Consider the following 14874-nt stretch of genomic DNA (forward strand, 5'->3'; position numbering starts at 1 on the left):
GAACTATTGTGCCATACAACATTGGGTACTGCCCTCTAGCCTTTGCTTCAAAACTCGGCCTTGGCAGGCTCTCGCCAACTGACCCGTCGGTCCTCCCGCAATACTTCGTTGACCTGATCAAACAACTGACAGATCGGTAGGATTTCGTTGCTGGTATAAACACGGTCGATTTTCTCGATATCCCCGAACCCTCCGCTGTTCTCCGGGATGATGCCCGCCAATGCGGGGTTCATGCGCCAGGCCGCGATGATGTCGTTCCTGGTGATGTTCTTCACCTTCTCCAGCTCATCCTTCGCCTGAAAGTCCCCCACCGGGATGATCTTGATCGCGTTCTCGTGACCTCCGGGGATGTTCACGAACATCGAGCGGAAGTTGCCCACACCCTTACTTGCGCTGATTTGCGAGCGCAGGTTGTCTTCGTCTTCCTCGGACAAGTTCGGGTCATTGGTATAAAAGATGTAGCCCGCATGGGCGCCGTTGCTGTAGTAGCGCCGGCGGAACAGCGTGGCCGCTTCATTCAGCAACAGAGCCTGCAGCCCGCCCAAGTAGTCCGGTATTCCGTAGATGTTCTGCTCTACGTCGTAGTCCTTGATGTGAATGATCTCCTCCTGGTCGTACTCCTCCTCCTCACCGTTCTGCAGCAACTGGACAAAGCCACCATCCACCTTTACCCGCATGTTGATCGCCGGCAGGTGCTCCAGCTCCAGGACTTGCCCCAGGAAGTTTTCGTGAGCCAGGAAATAGGCCTCGCCAAACACCATGTAGTCCAGAGCGGCGCAGCTCATCGTGTGCGCGCTGCAGCCTTCCGACGCGATGAACTCACGCAGAAGCAAGTTGCGCTTGAACTTGGGAATGGCGCCGTGGTGCGCGTTGGCCCGCAGCAGCTTGGCCAGACCGGCGCGGGACACCGGCGGCTTGTACAGGCGCCCGTCGTCGGTTGGAAAGATGCCCAGGTACTCGCCGATGTTGGACGTCAGCACCTGTTCCGGCTCCCCGAACGTGAACACCCGCGTGGGCTGCTGTGCCTGTGGCTGTCTGGCGTGGTGTTTTCTCTGTCGTTTGGGCATGGCTTCCGCTCGTGAGGTAACGGCTCTTGCGCCGCTTGTTGGTGTTCAGGGGTTCGTTGTGCAGGGCGTGCATCACCGCCCAAGCGATGTCGGCGTGGCCAGTGGCCTCGGTCCTGGAGGCGCTGAATGTGATCTGTCCGCCGTTGGTGGTCCCGCGCTTGATCGTCAGGAAGGCCTGCGCGATGTCGGTCCATCCCGCGTCCCACTCGATCCGGCCCGCACGGATCACGTCCTGGGCCTTGAGTACCAGGGTCGTCTTCGTTTCCAGGCTGTAGTGGATCCGCTGCGCACGCGGGTAGAAGTCGCAAACCACGTCGTACACCCCGATGCCGACGCCGGTGGTGTCGATGCCGATGTGCTGGACGTTGAAGCGTTCGGTCAGCTTCTTGATCTGGGTCGCCTGGTAGGTGAACGACTGCCCACGCCAGCTGTATTTCTCCAGGATCCGGAAGTTGCCGCCCGGCTCGGCCGGCGGCGCGACCACAACACAAGTGGCATCGTCGCGTGTACGGCTTGGGTCGTAGCCAATCCAGACCGGGTTGTTGCCGAAAGGTCGATCGGCATCCGGGTCGAAGTCGTCCCACAGCATCAGGTCGGAGTAGCAACCCTCCAGATCCTTGAGGCCGAAGGCGCTCTGTGTGCTGTCGATGAACTTGCAGTAGAACAGCTGCTGGAACTTGTCTTCGTCGTACTCCAGCTCCAGCTGGGCCACGTCGAACAGATCGCAACCGCCGGCAATGGCATCGTCCAGGGTGATCGTCTTGCGCCACTGCCCGTCCGGGCATAGCGCACCCTGGGTGTATGCAGCCTCAGAAGGCCATTCACCTGCAGCTTTCTTGCGGCGTTTGTCATTACGGAAGGTCTCGCCCGTCCAGAACGGGTACGCCTGGTGACTGACAGCGCTGGGCGTGGAGAAATAGGTCTTGCGCCATTTCTTGTGCGTGCCCATGGCGCTGGCCACGGTGCTCAGCTTCTCGAAGTCGCGGATCCAGAAGTATTCGTCCACATAGACATGGCCGTGGTAACCCTGGGCCGTGCTGCTATTGGTCGAGAGGAAGCGCAGCTCGGCGCCGTTGCTGAGGACGACCGGGTTGCCTGTCAGCTCGATGCCGAACCACTTCTGGGCAAACTGAATGATGTAGCTACGGAAGATCTCGGACTGCGCGCGACTGGCTGAGAGGAACACCTGGTTATCCCCTGTCAGCACGGCATCCATGAAGGCCTCGCCGGCGAAGTAGTAGGTCAGACCGACCTGCCGACTTTTGAGGATGTTGCGCAGCCTGCAGGTCAGCGGGTTCTGTTTCGCCGCGAACAACTCCTGCTGGTACCGGTACATTTTGGAAATGAAATGGTCGAGGAAGTCCACCTCGGTCAGGCCACTGACGTCATTCTTCGCGAGCTTCTCCCGCTTCTTCCCGCCGCCACCGCGCCGCTCCCGGCGCTGGCCCTGGTCGCGATCGCCCTGCTCCCGTGCTGGCTCGCTTGCCGCCGGCGCCGGTGCTGCGGGCTTGCTGGCCTGCTTAATCAGCTTTTCCCGCACAGCGGTGAGCCGGTCCAGCTCGTCCAGGTCGCCCTTTGTCAGCGTGTCCTGCTTTTCACAGATGAGCGTGATCCTCCGGCTGATCGCGGTCAGCGGCTCCTCATCGGTCAGCATCTCGTCCCAACCGCCCTGCCGGATCCAGTAGTAGATGATCCGCACGTTCGGCAGCTTCAACTGAGCCTGGATTTCCTTCACCGAGGCACGGCGCAGGTACAGCCGCTTGGCGGCCTCTTTGACTTCGATCGAGTAGTTCATGGGGCGGAGTCTATGCGCCGAAACAGCCCCAAACTCGACGTAAAAGTGAGCGAAATTCCTAGAATTGGCGAATAGGAATTTCGCTCAAACAAACCGATTGGCCGGTGCCAATCGGCTCCCTATCGTGGCGCTCATCGACCACCACCGAGCGCTTCAACCGATGCCCAGATCCCTTGTCTCCTACTGGAAGCGCGTAGCTGTCAGCGGTCCGACCGCCGACAACCGCGAGATTACCGTGCAGGAGCTGGTCGACTGCGCCGAAACCTACAAGCTGTCCCGCTACACCGCAGTGATCTGGAGTGAACACGAACGCTGGCCAGGCTCCCACGGCACCGTCTTTGCCGTACGCCTTCTGGACGAGAACGACGATCCAGAGCTGGAGCCTGGCCAGGTGGCCCTGGAAGCCCAGTTGAAGCCCAACGACAAGCTGCTGAGCCTCAACGACCAAGGCGAGAAGCTTTTCTCCAGCGTCGAGATCACCCCGAACTTCGCCAACAGCGGGCGCTTTTACCTCACCGGCCTGGCTGTCACCGACTCCCCTGCCAGCCTCGGCACTCAGGAGCTGTATTTCTCCAGGGGCGGCCGCAAGGGCCATCGCTACCACAAGACCTCCTACTTCTGCTCTGCCGTTGAACTGGGTGGGTTGCGCGATGGTGGCCAGCAACAAAGCGAGCTGCGCCGTGTGTTCTCCGCTTTCGCCGGCCTGTTCAAGAGCTTCGCCGACACCACCACCCCTACCTCCTCCGATGAGACCAAACCGATGGATGAAGCAACAGCCAAGGCGCTCAAGGCGCTGTATGACCAATTCGTGATCCTGCTGGCCGGCCTGCAGGCCGTGCTGGAGCCCGTCGTTGAAGGTGTCGATGACGCCGACAACAAGGACCAGGTCGACGCCGTGGGCGCCGCCGTCCAGGACGTGGTGGACGAAGCGGACGAAAACCGCGAGTTCAACCGCAAGGACGGCAAGGCCGGGAAAAACGGCAAGGGCAAGGACGAGGTCAAGGAACTCAGCGCCCGCGTCGAGGAACTGACCGAGACCATGACCCAGATGTTCAACTCGACCCAAAACCGCCGCCAGGTCAAGCGCAACACCGGCCCTGCTGATACCAAAAAACGCGGCGGGGGCCTGCGCTAATGGGCGCCCTGTCGCAACGTGCTGCAGCGGAGTATCTGCAGCTCCAGGACGACCTGGCCGAAGCGTACAGCGTTGATGACGCCACTCGTACCTTTGCCGTGGAGCCGACCCACGCCCAGGAACTGAACGACCAGATCACCGAGCGCGTGGACTTCCTGGGCCGTATCAACGTGATCGGCGTGACTGAGATCAAGGGCGAGAAGGTCCTGCTGGGCCTGAGCGGTCCTGCGACCAGCCGCACCGACACCGATCTGAACGACCGCGAGCCGCGTCACCTGCTCGATCTGCAGAACAACTTCTACGAGCTGTTCGCCACCGAAACCGACGTGGCGTTGAAGTTTGCCACCATCGATGCCTGGGCCAAGTTCCCCGAGTTCGCCCGCAAGTACCTGGAGGCAGTGCAGAAGCGCATCGCGCTGGACCGCATCCTGATCGGCTGGAACGGCACCCACGTCGCCAAGCAGACCAACATCACCAACTACCCGCTGCTCCAGGACGTGAACAAGGGTTGGCTGCAGCAGGCACGTGAGCTGATTCCCGAGCAGGTCCTGAAGCCAACCGACCCGGCGGTCAAAATCAAGATCGGCAAGGGCGGCGACTATGAAAACCTCGACGCTGCGGTGCATGACGTCAAGCAGATGATCGACCCGGTGTTCCGCGACGAGGGCGACCTGATCGCCATCATCGGCTCGGACCTGCTGGCCCACGACAAGGGCAAGCTGTACGCGGCCCAAGGGCAGACCCCGACCGAGAAAGAGCGCATCGAGAATTCCCAAGTGATCGAGACCTACGGCGGCCTGCCCTCTTTCGTGGTCCCGTTCTTCCCGGCCAAGGGCATTCTGGTCACCTCCTGGTCCAACCTGTCGATCTACTTCCAGGACACCAGCTGGCGTCGCCACCTGCTCGAAAACCCGAAGCGCTCCCGCGTCGAGGACTACAACGGCCGTAACGAGGGTTACGTGATCGAGCAGCTGGGCAAGTTCGCCTACCTGGAATCTGACGGGGTGGAAACCGTATGAGCCTCGCACTAGCGCACAAGCGCCGTGTGCTGGAGCTAGGCACCGCTGCAGTGGCCCAGGTGGCTGCTGCAGCGGCCATACCCTACTCCCCAGGCGAGGCCCTGAGCAGCCCAGCGAATGCTCGCAAACACCTGAAGCTGATGGAGGCCAGCCTGGACGCGGATCTGGTCCGTTTGAAGGCGATCCCGAACCTAGCCGGCAAGCAGGATCTCAAGCGAATCGAGCTGCTGCCCAAGTACCAGGAGTACATCCAGCGCTATCTGGAGTCTGGCCTGCAGCTGCAGAACCGCGTCCTGGTGCAGGTGATGGTCTGGCTGTTCGACACCACCCAGTTCGATGACGCCCTGGAGCTGGCCGACATCGCGATGGAGCAAGGCCAACGACTGCCGGCGACGTTCAAGCGCAAGGACATCCAGACCTTTGTCGCTGATGCCGTGGGCGACTGGGCCTATGCCGAGTATGAAGCCGGCCGCAGCCCCGAGCCCTACCTGTCGGACTTGCTGCCGCGAGTAGATGGCGAGTGGACCCTGCCGGAGCAGATCCCGAGCAAGTTCCACAAGCTGATCGGCATCCGAGCCATGGACGACCAGCAATGGGCGGTCGCGCTCAAACACCTGGAGCGAGCCACCGAGCTGTACCCGCAGGCGGGCTGCGGTACGCGTATCAAGAAGTGCCGCCGTGTTCTGGCGCGCTTGGAAGCCCCCGCCGGCGAATCCGAATAACCGACTACCCCCCCAGCGGGAACCCGTGAAGCGGAGCCAGCCATTTATGGCCAGCCCCCGCCGAAACGGTGTCTCCCGCCCTTTTCGAGTGACCAGCGATGAGCTTTTCAGGCAAAACCGCAACCGTGGTGGACCAGACCATCGAGAACAACGGCTTCTGGCCGGACCTCTCCCTGGCTGAGTACCAGAAGGCTTACCGCCTGCCCGGGGAGTACCTGAGCGACACGCTGGTCACTCACCTCAACATCGCCATGGGCGAAGTGAACCAGGACCTGGCCAAGCTGATGGCCAGCTGGCGTGACCTCGGCATCACCGAGGTGGCCACCGCCGATTCTCTGCTGCTGCAGGAGCGCACCTTCAAGGTGGCGCTGTACAAGCGCGCCGTGTACTGCCGGGCCAAGGCCACTGCCCTGACCGACTTTGCGACTGTGACCCGCCGCGAGGTGGCCGAGAACACTGGCAAGGAAGCGCCCGAACGCGCTGAAACCTACCTGGCATTCAGCCAAGCCGCTGTGCGCGCCCTGCAGGGCCGCAGCCGCATCACGGCGGCCCTGGCATGAACAAGATCAAGGCCCTGACCGCGTACCTGCTCGAACGCCAGCTGGTGATGCCCGAGCAGCTGCAGAGCTGGGTCGAGCAGATGGACACCGAACTGCTCTGGAAGGAAACCACCCAGGGCCTGCACATGGGCGATATGACCTATCGCGCAGTCTTCGACCTGGAGCGCTTCACCGGCTCCCCACCGCGCCTGCTGGCCCTGGTGGGCACCTGGCTGGAAGCCAATGATCCAGACCGCGAGGACCTGCCGGCGCCGGCGTTCGTGATCGAGCCTATCGACCTGGACAACGACCTGTTCGACGTCGAGCTGACCGTCCAGTTCGTGGAGCCCCAGTACCTGGCCGAAGACGACAACGGCGAGTTTGAGGCGTTCGGCAAGACCTGGGCATTCGTTCCGTACGACCTTTGGGTCGCGGAGGAAGGCGAGGTAACGGCCCATGGCTAGCCCTTTCGTCGGCATCGATGCCCGGGGCGTCCTGGGCGTGCGCGAGCAACTGGCGCTCCTGCGCCTTGAGCCGCGGCTGCGCCGACGCCTGCTGAACAACGTGACGAAGCGCCTGCGGACGATGAGCCGCAAGCGCATCCGCAGCCAGCAGAACCTGGACGGCTCGCCCTTTGCCGCCCGGAAAAACCCTGAGCCAGGCCAGAAGAAGATGGAGGCCGGCCTGGGCAAGTTGCTGCAGGTCACCAGCCTGACCCCTGACCAGGCCGTCCTGGGCTGGAAGAACAACCTGACCTCCTGGGTAGCCGCCCAGCAGCACAACGGCGCTACCGAGCGCCGAACAGCCCAGCAGATGCGTCGCTGGAACAAGGTCGACGAGGGCTCGATGTCGACGCCCAAGCAGGCCAAGCGGCTGCGTCGGCTGGGTTTCAAGGTGCGCCAGGCGGGCAAAAATCGGCTCTCCCGGCCAGCCGTGGCTTGGATCCTGGAGCACGTCAGCTACATGCAGGCCGGCCTGCTGATTCGCATCCTGGACGAAGAACAGGGCGAGTCCACTGGCGCCGACAGCTGGGAAATCAAGCTGCCCAAGCGCCAGTTCCTGGGCGCAAACAGCAACCGCGACACCAGCGAGCTGGTGAACCTGGTGCTGGAACAAATCCTCAACTCACCCCGCTAAGAGGCATTCCATGGCACTTGGATCCGCCAACGTAAACAACCTCAACCTCGGCCAGGGCGCTGTGACCGAGATCGAGCGCTACTTCCTGTTCATCGGCCCTGCCGGCAAGAACGTCGGCAAGCTGCTGGCCCTCAATACCCAGAGCGACTTGGACACCGACCTGGGCGCCACGGAATCCGATTTGAAAACCCAAGTCCTGGCCGCACGCCAGAACGGCGGGGACAAGTGGGCGTGCATGGCCGCGCCGATCGCCGCCAACGGCGACTGGGCTGCCGCCCTGGACAAGGCCCAGCAGGACAACGTCTCGGTCGAGGCAGTGGTCATCACCCCCCCTGTCGCGGACAAGGCCACGTTCGACGTCATGCACGCCAAAGCCCTGGAGCTGAGTGCCAAGTACGGGCGTCGGGTGTTCATCATGTCGGCGGTCGCCGGCATCACCGCTGCCCAGGACTGGGCTACTTACCTTTCCGAAGCCAAGGCCAAGGTGGCCGACGTGGCCGCAGCCCGCGTGCTGGTCGTGCCGCAGTTGCACGGCAACAACCTCGGCGTGCTCGCCGGGCGCTTGGCCCGGGCAGATGTCAGCATCGCCGACAGTCCGATGCGGGTGGCCACCGGCGCCCTGGTCGGCCTCGGTACTGTCCCGGTCGACAAGGACAGCATTCCGCTCCCATCCGCAATCGTCGCCGAGCTGGATAAGGCGCGCTTTTCGGTACCGCAGACCTATCCCGACTACCCGGGCACCTTCTGGGGCGACGGCAACATGCTCGATGCCCCGGGCTCGGACTACCAGGTGGTCGAGTACCTGCGCATCGCTGACAAGGCCGCCCGTCGCGTCCGGATCCTGCTGATCCAGCGTATCGCCGATCGGAAGCTGAACAACACGGCGACCTCGATGGCGCAGAACAAGACCGCCTTGATGAAGCCGCTGCGCGACATGTCCCGCTCGGTCGTGTTCGCCGGCGTGCAGTTCCCGGGCGACATCGAGGCGCCGTCGGACGACGCCATCACCCTGGTCTGGACCAGCAAAACCGCCGTCGAGGCGTACCTGAAGCTGCGCCCCTACAACTGCCCCAAAGACCTTACCGCAAACATCGCTCTCGACCTGAGCGACGAGGAGTAACCCCATGTCCAAGATCGGCGGCAAGAACTTTGACATCACCGTGGGCGACCTGCAGATCCACGTTGAGACCGTCACCCTCGATATCACTGACAACAGCGCGGTGGCCCAGACCGGCGGCGTGCCGGATGGCTACGTCGACGGTGACGTTGCCGCGAGCGGCGAGCTGGAGCTGGACACCACCAACTTCAACCTGCTGATCGATGCCGCCCGCGCTGCCGGCAGCTTCCGCCAGCTGGAGCCGTTCGACTCGCTGTTCTACGCGAAAACCCCCACCGACGAGTTCCGCGTGGAGGCTTTTGGCTGCAAGCCGAAGATCTCCAGCCTGCTGAACATCGACGCCAAGGGCGGCGAGAAGCACAAGCACAAGGTGCCGTTCGACGTCACCAGTCCGGACTTCATCCGCATCAACGGTGTGCCGTACCTGGCTGCAGCCGAGATCGAGGGCCTGCGCTGATGACCTGCCCGTTCGATCGCGCCCAGGCCCTGGAACAGCGTCAGCGTGACCAGGCGATCACTGCCGCCCTGGCCCGTGCGCGTTCGACCGGGCCGAGCCTGACCCATTGCGAGGACTGCGACGAGGAGATCCCCGAAGCGCGCCGCGCCCTGGGCGGCATGACTCGCTGCGTCCCTTGCCAGTCCACTTTTGAGAAAAGGGGTCATCGATGAGCGCGAATCAGGCCGCTCAAGACACTGCTGTTGCCCTGGCCAAGGCCGCGCCCGCGATCGGCGTCGCCGCCACCGGCGTAACGGGCACCGTCGACTGGTCGGCGGTCGCCTACATGCTGACCGCCCTCTACATGGTGCTGCAGATCCTGCTGCTGATCCCCAAGTATCGCCAAATGCTGCGCGACTGGAGGGGCAACTGATGAGCCTGCGCAACAAGATCCTGACGGGTGCCATCGCCCTGGTGCTGAGCAGCAGCACCCTGATGGCGTTCCTGGGCAAGTGGGAAGGCGACGGGCAGAACGTCGTCTATGCCGATCAGCTGGCCAGGGGCCTGCCGACTGTGTGTAAGGGCATCACCCGCTACACCAGCCCCTACCCGGTAGTGGTCGGCGACTACTGGTCGCCGGCGCGCTGTGCCGAGGTGGAGCAACTGGTGGTCACGAAGGGCCAACTGGCCCTGGCGGACTGCCTGACCAACGACAAGATCAGCCAGAACACATTCGACGCCCTGTCCAGCCACGGGCACAACTTTGGCGAGCCAAGCACCTGCGCAAGCCGCGCCGTGGTGCTCATCAACGCCGGCCGCATTGCCGAAGGCTGCCGTGCGCTGGCCTGGGGCGCAGATGGCCGCCCGGTCTGGGCCTTTGTCACTGACGCCAAGGGCAACAAGGTGTTCGTGCCTGGGCTGCATGCACGTCGGCTGGCGGAGGCGAAGTTATGCGCCTCGTAGTCACGCAACTGCTTGCAGCTCTGCTGATCGCCGGGGCCACCTGGCTTCTGTTCGACCGCGTGCTGCAGCAACGCGACACCGCCCGATCGGAGCGCGACAGCGCGCAGGAAGAAGCATCTGGCCTGCGCGAGGCCGCCAGGATCACTGGCGAACGCCTGGCTAAGGCCGCAGCAAATGACGCCAAACACACACAGGAACTGAGCAATGACCTCAAGGCAAACCAGGATCTGCGCACTTCTGTCGGCACTGGCGATCAGCGGCTGCTCATCCAAGCCAGCTGCCCCACCACCTCTGTGCACACCGATACCCCCGGCGCCGGCGTGGCTGATGCAGGCACCGCCGAACTCGCAGCAAACGCTCGACCGGATTATTTCGCCCTCCGCGACCAGCTCGCCCTCAGCAAGCGAATGATTCTGGGGCTGCAGGACCACATCCGCAGCTTCTGCACCACCTACCCCGCTACCACTGGAACCGAGAAATGACTGAACGCACCGAAATCACCTTGGAAGTAGGCACCCAGGAGTTCGACTTCACCGTCGATCCGGCCCTGATGACCAAGTACATCAACAGCATGACCCAGTCCAACAAGGTCGCGCCCTCCCACAACCTGCTGATGAACGCAGTGAACCAGGAGCAGAAAGCGGCCCTGAAGCCGCTCCTGGTCAACCCAGTGACCGCGATCCAGATCGCCGGTGCACTGATGGAGGAGTACTCCCCGACCATTGAAGTCACCGTAAAAAAGCGCTCGACCACGCCGAGCGCCTGACCGAGGACGGCATGGGCCAGCTGCTGGCCCTCGCCGATCGGTGGCTACCTGGTGCAGATCGGTCGCCCGAGACCCTGGGCACAGCCAAATGGCTGGAAGACGAGTACTGGCGGCGAACGGAACTCGCCATAGCCAACGGCATATCACGAGCTTGGAAAGGTAACTGACCCCATGAGTGCGAGCACATCCAGCCGCCTGGACTTCATCCTGAGCCTGACCGACAAGGTCTCGGCGCCCTTGGCCAAGGTGACCAAGGGCTTCGACAATCTGGCCTCCCAGGGCGAAGCCAACATCAAGCAGATCGGTACCGGTGTCGCCGGCGTCTGGGGCGCCCTGACCGGGATCGAGGCGTCGATGGCCCCCGCGCTGGATGTGAACCGCGCCCTGGGCGACGTCCGTTCGCTCGGCGTGGCCGAGGACGCGCTGTCCGCCCTCAACGCCCAAGCCCTCGACTTTTCGGTCTCCTACGGCGAGAACGCCGAATCCTTCGTCGCCTCGGCGTACAAGATCCAAGGGGCCATCAAGGGCCTGGCCGGCTCCCAGCTGGCCACCTTTACCAACACCAGTGCCGTGCTGGCCAAGGCCACCAAGTCCGACCAGGACGTGATGAGCGAATACGTCGGCACGCTCTACAACCTGCAGAAGCAGCAGGCAGACGCCATGGGCAAAAGCCAGTGGGTCGAGAAGCTGGGCGGCCAGACCGCTCTGGCGGTGCAGCTGTTCCGCACCAGTGGCGAGCAGATGAAGGAAGGCTTCAAGGAAGCCGGGGCGATCGCCTCGGCGTCCGGCATCGACCTGGCCGAACAGATGGCAGTGATCGGCACCCTGTCCAGCACCATGGAAGGCGGCGACGCCGGCGGACGCTACAAGGCGTTCTTCGAGAACATCGGCAACGCCTCGGACAAGCTGGGGATGAAGTTCACCGACACCAACGGCAAGGTCCTGCCGATGCTGGACATCATGGCCAAGCTGCAGGGCAAGTTCGGCGACCTGCGCAACGCTGCAGCTGATAGCAAGCTGGTCGAGGCGTTCGGCGGTGAAGGCGCCCAGGTGATCGGCGCACTGGCTCAGGACACCGACCGGCTGCGCAGCGGTATCGACCAACTGGGCAAGGTCCGTGGCCTGGAGCAGGCCGAGAAGATGGCAGCGGCCATGGTCGACCCGTGGCAGCAGTTCGGGGCGGCAGTCCAGGCGCTGCGTATTGCCTTTGGCCAGGCACTGATCCCGATGCTGCAGCCGCTGATGGACAAGCTGGTTGGCATCGGCAAGACCATGACCAGGTGGACCCAACTTTTCCCGAATATTACCCGCGTTATGGGCATTGCAACGCTTGTCGTGCTGGCCATTACCGCTGCAATCAGCGCACTGACCGTGGTCGTCGGCCTGAGCAAGATGGCCTGGCTTGGCCTGAACGTGGTCTGGACCCTGCTCACCTGGACCGGCTGGAAGAGCATCGCCATGTTCATCGCCCACACCGTCCAGGGCGCGCTGTTCATCGCCCGGATCCTCGGCATGATCGCAGCGATCGGCCTGGCCAAAGCCTCGATGCTGATCTGGCAGGGCGCGATCTGGCTGGTGAACGCGGCGCTGGCGGCCAACCCGGTCGGCCTGGTGGTCCTGGGCATCGTCGCCCTGGTCGCAGTGATCGTCGCGGCCGTGGCGTACTGGGACCAGTGGACCACCGCCCTGATGAACACCGCAGCCTTCCAGTGGGTGAGCGAGCAACTGAGCGCGCTCAGCACCTGGTTCAACAGCATGGGCGGCTGGTCGAGCATGGCCAAAGCCGCCTGGGACGGGATTGTGGGCGTGTTCCGGTCTGCCCTGAACTCGCTGATCTCGATGCTGAACAAGATCCCTGGCGTCGATATCGACCTGAAGCTGGGCAGCATCCCTGATCTGCCCAGCGTGGGCGCCAATGCCGAGTATCAGCCCACGGGCAGCCTGAGCCCGACCAAGGCTGACGCCGTGCCCGCCGGCGGCCTCCTGACCAGCATCCAGAACACCCAGAACCAGAACCGTGGCAACCACATTGAGAAGGTGGAGATCAACACCGCCAAGCCAATGAGCCCGCTGGAGCTTGAAAACATGATGGCGATGGCGACCGGCTGATGAGTCTCTATATCGATCTCCTCATCACCAACAACGACCTGACCCTGGACCCTTCGAACCAGCCCGTGCTGGTGGACGATCGGGCCAGCATCGCCCAGGACATCGCCCACATGATCCGCGAGAGCGGACTGCTCATCACGCTCATGGCCGAGCGCGACCGCTTCCGCCAGGCCGACTGCATCCAGCAGCTGGAGCTGCTGGTAGAGACCGATGAACGCCTGGTACCGGGCACCGTACAGATCACCGAGACCGGCAGTGGCCAGTATCTGGTTACCGCCACCACCGTTGCATTTGGAACCACTGAGGTAGTCCTGTGAGTGACGTCGACTTCAAGAAAGCCCTGCAGGACGCCGGCGTCCCGACGACCGAGGCAGGCCTGCGTGCCGCCTGGGAGAAAGAGGTAGCTGCCCAGGGCAGCAAGCTGAGCAACACCAGCGCCTGGTCGCCGTTCTGGCGCCTGGTCACGGCTCTGGTGACCAAGCCCGTGCTGTGGCTGATCGAGTTCATGGTCAACACCGTGCTGCCGAACTTCTTCGTGAAGACGGCCACCGGTACCTGGTTGGACATGCTGGCCTGGGCGGTCGACGTCACTCGCAAGGCCTCAACCAAGGCCCAAGGGCAACTACTGTTCACCCGCAGCGGTGTCGCCGGCGTGCTGGAGATCCCCGCCGGCGTGCGCGTGCAGTCGGTGGCCATCAACGGCAACGTCTACGTCCTGGTCACCACCGCCGCCACCCAGTTCCTGGACGGCGACTCTCAGGTCTTGGTACCGGTCGAGGCGAGTGAAGCAGGCAGCGGCTACAACCTCGCCCCGGGCTACTACTCGATCCTGCCCGAGCCGATCCCCGGCGTGATCCAGGTGGTCAACGCCGATGGCTGGCTGACCCAGCCCGGGGCAGACCAGGAACACGACGACGATCTACGCCTGCGCACACGCAACCAGTTCAGCGCGGTTAACCAGTGGCACACCGACGCCGTGTACCGGGCCATGATCGCCTCTTTCCCGGGCGTCGAGCCTGATGGCGTGTACTTCGAACATGACGCTCCTCGAGGACCTGGCAGCGCCAATGCCTTCGTCCTGTTCGAAGCGGGCTCGCCGGCGGCCAGCTACCTGGAAAGGATCAACAGCTACGTCCGCGACCAGGGCAACCACGGGCACGGCGACGACATGCTGGTTCAGGAGATGCCTGCCACCCAGCACACCGTGCGCGTCGCGATCTGGCCAGACGCCCAGGTCGGTACCGAGCGCGAGGAGGCGCTGCTGGGCGACATCGAGCTGTTCATTCGGGCCGCGTTCCGCGAGAGCACGGCCATCGACTACCAGCCCACCCTGACCTACCCACAGTCGCGTTTCTCGTTCAGCCGCCTGGGCGAGGAGCTGCACGAGACCTTCAGCGGCATCGAGTCGCTGAAGTTCGACAACGTCGACATCGTCTCGCAGCTGACCATCCCGCGCCTCGACAACGTCCAGGTGGTGCTCGGTGCTTAAGCTGAAACTCCCTTTCTGGCTGGAAGGCGTCGAGCTTTCCAAGCTGCGCGACGCTGCGCAGGCCTGGTGGGCTCGTGTAGAGACCTGGATCAACTGGCCGCTGCTGCAGCTCGACGCCGAGACCTGTCACTTGACCGTCCTCGACCTGCTGGCTTGGCAGCGCGACATCCAGCGCTTCCAGGGCGAGCCGGAGAGCCTTTACCGGAAAAGGGTGAAGTACGCCTTCATCAACGCCGTGGACGCTGGCAGCAGCGCCGGCACCGTGCGGATCTTCCAGCGCCTGGGCGTGGGCTACGTCGAGATCGAGGAGCGCTTCGACAGCGTGAACTGGGACGTGGTGCGCCTGTACCTCACCGACAGCCAGCTGAGCGCCAATCCGGTGCTGCTGCGCGTGCTGATGCAGCAGTACGGGCGCACCTGCCGACGCTATGAGTTCGCCACGATCACGCCGGTGGCCCTCGCCATGCCCGTCGCCCACTTCCACGACGACCAGGAAACCCTGCACGCCGCTTGGGACGACAGCTTCGACCGCCTGGTTGTCATCAACGAACTGGCGTTCGTGACCACCGAGAACACCTAG

General features: G+C 63.4%; 19 protein-coding genes. 17 read left to right on the forward strand and 2 right to left on the reverse strand.

Annotation, left to right across the window (positions count from 1 at the left end; genetic code table 11):
* Positions 1 to 47 precede the first annotated feature (47 nt).
* On the reverse strand, positions 48 to 908 hold the full coding sequence (locus tag J3A98_RS22275) for a phage portal protein (protein WP_348635639.1): 861 nt from the start codon (positions 906 to 908) through the stop codon (positions 48 to 50).
* Positions 820 to 2862: a terminase family protein gene (locus J3A98_RS22280; protein WP_245354974.1), complete on the reverse strand. Its 2043-nt coding sequence runs from the start codon at positions 2860 to 2862 to the stop codon at positions 820 to 822. The genes J3A98_RS22275 and J3A98_RS22280 overlap by 89 nt, the downstream gene beginning before the upstream one ends.
* A 160-nt stretch (positions 2863 to 3022) precedes the next feature.
* Here J3A98_RS22280 and J3A98_RS22285 point away from each other — a divergent pair, with 160 nt between their 5' ends.
* The 17 genes from J3A98_RS22285 (at position 3023) to J3A98_RS22365 (ending at position 14874) form a co-directional block, all read left to right on the forward strand.
* Complete coding sequence (locus J3A98_RS22285; RefSeq protein WP_209968448.1) at positions 3023 to 3997, forward strand: GPO family capsid scaffolding protein; 975 nt, start codon at positions 3023 to 3025, stop codon at positions 3995 to 3997.
* Positions 3997 to 5016, forward strand: a complete 1020-nt coding sequence (locus J3A98_RS22290; RefSeq protein ID WP_209968451.1) for a phage major capsid protein, P2 family — start codon at positions 3997 to 3999, stop codon at positions 5014 to 5016. Before J3A98_RS22285 ends, J3A98_RS22290 begins: the two co-directional genes overlap by 1 nt.
* The gene (gene gpM / locus J3A98_RS22295) at positions 5013 to 5738 is read left to right on the forward strand and encodes a phage terminase small subunit (RefSeq protein WP_209968453.1); all 726 of its coding nucleotides are present in this window, start codon (positions 5013 to 5015) and stop codon (positions 5736 to 5738) included. The genes J3A98_RS22290 and gpM overlap by 4 nt, the downstream gene beginning before the upstream one ends.
* A 98-nt stretch (positions 5739 to 5836) precedes the next feature.
* On the forward strand, positions 5837 to 6298 hold the full coding sequence (locus J3A98_RS22300) for a head completion/stabilization protein (RefSeq protein WP_209968457.1): 462 nt from the start codon (positions 5837 to 5839) through the stop codon (positions 6296 to 6298).
* Positions 6295 to 6741 (forward strand): phage tail protein, encoded by a 447-nt coding sequence (locus J3A98_RS22305; RefSeq protein WP_209968460.1) that lies wholly within the window; start codon positions 6295 to 6297, stop codon positions 6739 to 6741. The genes J3A98_RS22300 and J3A98_RS22305 overlap by 4 nt, the downstream gene beginning before the upstream one ends.
* Positions 6734 to 7414 carry a phage virion morphogenesis protein gene (locus tag J3A98_RS22310; protein ID WP_209968462.1) on the forward strand — a complete coding sequence of 227 codons (681 nt, stop codon included), beginning with the start codon at positions 6734 to 6736 and terminating at the stop codon, positions 7412 to 7414. Before J3A98_RS22305 ends, J3A98_RS22310 begins: the two co-directional genes overlap by 8 nt.
* 10 nt (positions 7415 to 7424) lie before the next feature.
* A complete protein-coding gene (locus J3A98_RS22315) occupies positions 7425 to 8534 on the forward strand; it encodes a DUF2586 domain-containing protein (protein WP_209968466.1) in 1110 nt (369 codons plus the stop codon).
* A 4-nt stretch (positions 8535 to 8538) separates the two neighbouring features.
* Positions 8539 to 8988: a DUF2597 family protein gene (locus tag J3A98_RS22320; RefSeq protein ID WP_027617319.1), complete on the forward strand. Its 450-nt coding sequence runs from the start codon at positions 8539 to 8541 to the stop codon at positions 8986 to 8988.
* The gene (locus J3A98_RS22325) at positions 8988 to 9200 is read left to right on the forward strand and encodes a TraR/DksA C4-type zinc finger protein (protein ID WP_209968470.1); all 213 of its coding nucleotides are present in this window, start codon (positions 8988 to 8990) and stop codon (positions 9198 to 9200) included. The genes J3A98_RS22320 and J3A98_RS22325 overlap by 1 nt, the downstream gene beginning before the upstream one ends.
* On the forward strand, positions 9197 to 9400 hold the full coding sequence (locus J3A98_RS22330; protein ID WP_209968474.1) for a hypothetical protein: 204 nt from the start codon (positions 9197 to 9199) through the stop codon (positions 9398 to 9400). Before J3A98_RS22325 ends, J3A98_RS22330 begins: the two co-directional genes overlap by 4 nt.
* Positions 9400 to 9930 carry a lysozyme gene (locus tag J3A98_RS22335; RefSeq protein ID WP_209968477.1) on the forward strand — a complete coding sequence of 177 codons (531 nt, stop codon included), beginning with the start codon at positions 9400 to 9402 and terminating at the stop codon, positions 9928 to 9930. The genes J3A98_RS22330 and J3A98_RS22335 overlap by 1 nt, the downstream gene beginning before the upstream one ends.
* Complete coding sequence (locus J3A98_RS22340) at positions 9918 to 10412, forward strand: lysis system i-spanin subunit Rz (protein WP_209968480.1); 495 nt, start codon at positions 9918 to 9920, stop codon at positions 10410 to 10412. The genes J3A98_RS22335 and J3A98_RS22340 overlap by 13 nt, the downstream gene beginning before the upstream one ends.
* Complete coding sequence (locus J3A98_RS22345; RefSeq protein ID WP_209968483.1) at positions 10409 to 10696, forward strand: putative phage tail assembly chaperone; 288 nt, start codon at positions 10409 to 10411, stop codon at positions 10694 to 10696. The genes J3A98_RS22340 and J3A98_RS22345 overlap by 4 nt, the downstream gene beginning before the upstream one ends.
* Positions 10697 to 10867: 171 nt before the next feature.
* Positions 10868 to 12805: a phage tail tape measure protein gene (locus tag J3A98_RS22350; RefSeq protein ID WP_209968487.1), complete on the forward strand. Its 1938-nt coding sequence runs from the start codon at positions 10868 to 10870 to the stop codon at positions 12803 to 12805.
* Positions 12805 to 13122 carry a DUF2590 family protein gene (locus J3A98_RS22355; RefSeq protein WP_209968490.1) on the forward strand — a complete coding sequence of 106 codons (318 nt, stop codon included), beginning with the start codon at positions 12805 to 12807 and terminating at the stop codon, positions 13120 to 13122. Before J3A98_RS22350 ends, J3A98_RS22355 begins: the two co-directional genes overlap by 1 nt.
* A complete protein-coding gene (locus tag J3A98_RS22360; protein WP_209968493.1) occupies positions 13119 to 14294 on the forward strand; it encodes a baseplate J/gp47 family protein in 1176 nt (391 codons plus the stop codon). The genes J3A98_RS22355 and J3A98_RS22360 overlap by 4 nt, the downstream gene beginning before the upstream one ends.
* Complete coding sequence (locus J3A98_RS22365) at positions 14287 to 14874, forward strand: phage tail protein (protein ID WP_209968497.1); 588 nt, start codon at positions 14287 to 14289, stop codon at positions 14872 to 14874. Before J3A98_RS22360 ends, J3A98_RS22365 begins: the two co-directional genes overlap by 8 nt.

It is taken from the genome of Pseudomonas sp. BP6 (assembly GCF_017875935.1).
Taxonomy (GTDB): domain Bacteria; phylum Pseudomonadota; class Gammaproteobacteria; order Pseudomonadales; family Pseudomonadaceae; genus Aquipseudomonas; species Aquipseudomonas putida_Y.

Excerpts from the sequence above, each read along its gene's own strand:
- J3A98_RS22280 (WP_245354974.1), bottom strand. The coding sequence starts at position 2,862 with ATGAACTACTCGATCGAAGTCAAAGAGGCCGCCAAGCGGCTGTACCTG.
- J3A98_RS22285 (WP_209968448.1), top strand. The coding sequence starts at position 3,023 with ATGCCCAGATCCCTTGTCTCCTACTGGAAGCGCGTAGCTGTCAGCGGT.
- J3A98_RS22290 (WP_209968451.1), top strand. The coding sequence starts at position 3,997 with ATGGGCGCCCTGTCGCAACGTGCTGCAGCGGAGTATCTGCAGCTCCAG.
- gpM (WP_209968453.1), top strand. The coding sequence starts at position 5,013 with ATGAGCCTCGCACTAGCGCACAAGCGCCGTGTGCTGGAGCTAGGCACC.
- J3A98_RS22300 (WP_209968457.1), top strand. The coding sequence starts at position 5,837 with ATGAGCTTTTCAGGCAAAACCGCAACCGTGGTGGACCAGACCATCGAG.
- J3A98_RS22305 (WP_209968460.1), top strand. The coding sequence starts at position 6,295 with ATGAACAAGATCAAGGCCCTGACCGCGTACCTGCTCGAACGCCAGCTG.
- J3A98_RS22310 (WP_209968462.1), top strand. The coding sequence starts at position 6,734 with ATGGCTAGCCCTTTCGTCGGCATCGATGCCCGGGGCGTCCTGGGCGTG.
- J3A98_RS22315 (WP_209968466.1), top strand. The coding sequence starts at position 7,425 with ATGGCACTTGGATCCGCCAACGTAAACAACCTCAACCTCGGCCAGGGC.
- J3A98_RS22320 (WP_027617319.1), top strand. The coding sequence starts at position 8,539 with ATGTCCAAGATCGGCGGCAAGAACTTTGACATCACCGTGGGCGACCTG.
- J3A98_RS22325 (WP_209968470.1), top strand. The coding sequence starts at position 8,988 with ATGACCTGCCCGTTCGATCGCGCCCAGGCCCTGGAACAGCGTCAGCGT.
- J3A98_RS22330 (WP_209968474.1), top strand. The coding sequence starts at position 9,197 with ATGAGCGCGAATCAGGCCGCTCAAGACACTGCTGTTGCCCTGGCCAAG.
- J3A98_RS22335 (WP_209968477.1), top strand. The coding sequence starts at position 9,400 with ATGAGCCTGCGCAACAAGATCCTGACGGGTGCCATCGCCCTGGTGCTG.
- J3A98_RS22340 (WP_209968480.1), top strand. The coding sequence starts at position 9,918 with ATGCGCCTCGTAGTCACGCAACTGCTTGCAGCTCTGCTGATCGCCGGG.
- J3A98_RS22345 (WP_209968483.1), top strand. The coding sequence starts at position 10,409 with ATGACTGAACGCACCGAAATCACCTTGGAAGTAGGCACCCAGGAGTTC.
- J3A98_RS22350 (WP_209968487.1), top strand. The coding sequence starts at position 10,868 with ATGAGTGCGAGCACATCCAGCCGCCTGGACTTCATCCTGAGCCTGACC.
- J3A98_RS22355 (WP_209968490.1), top strand. The coding sequence starts at position 12,805 with ATGAGTCTCTATATCGATCTCCTCATCACCAACAACGACCTGACCCTG.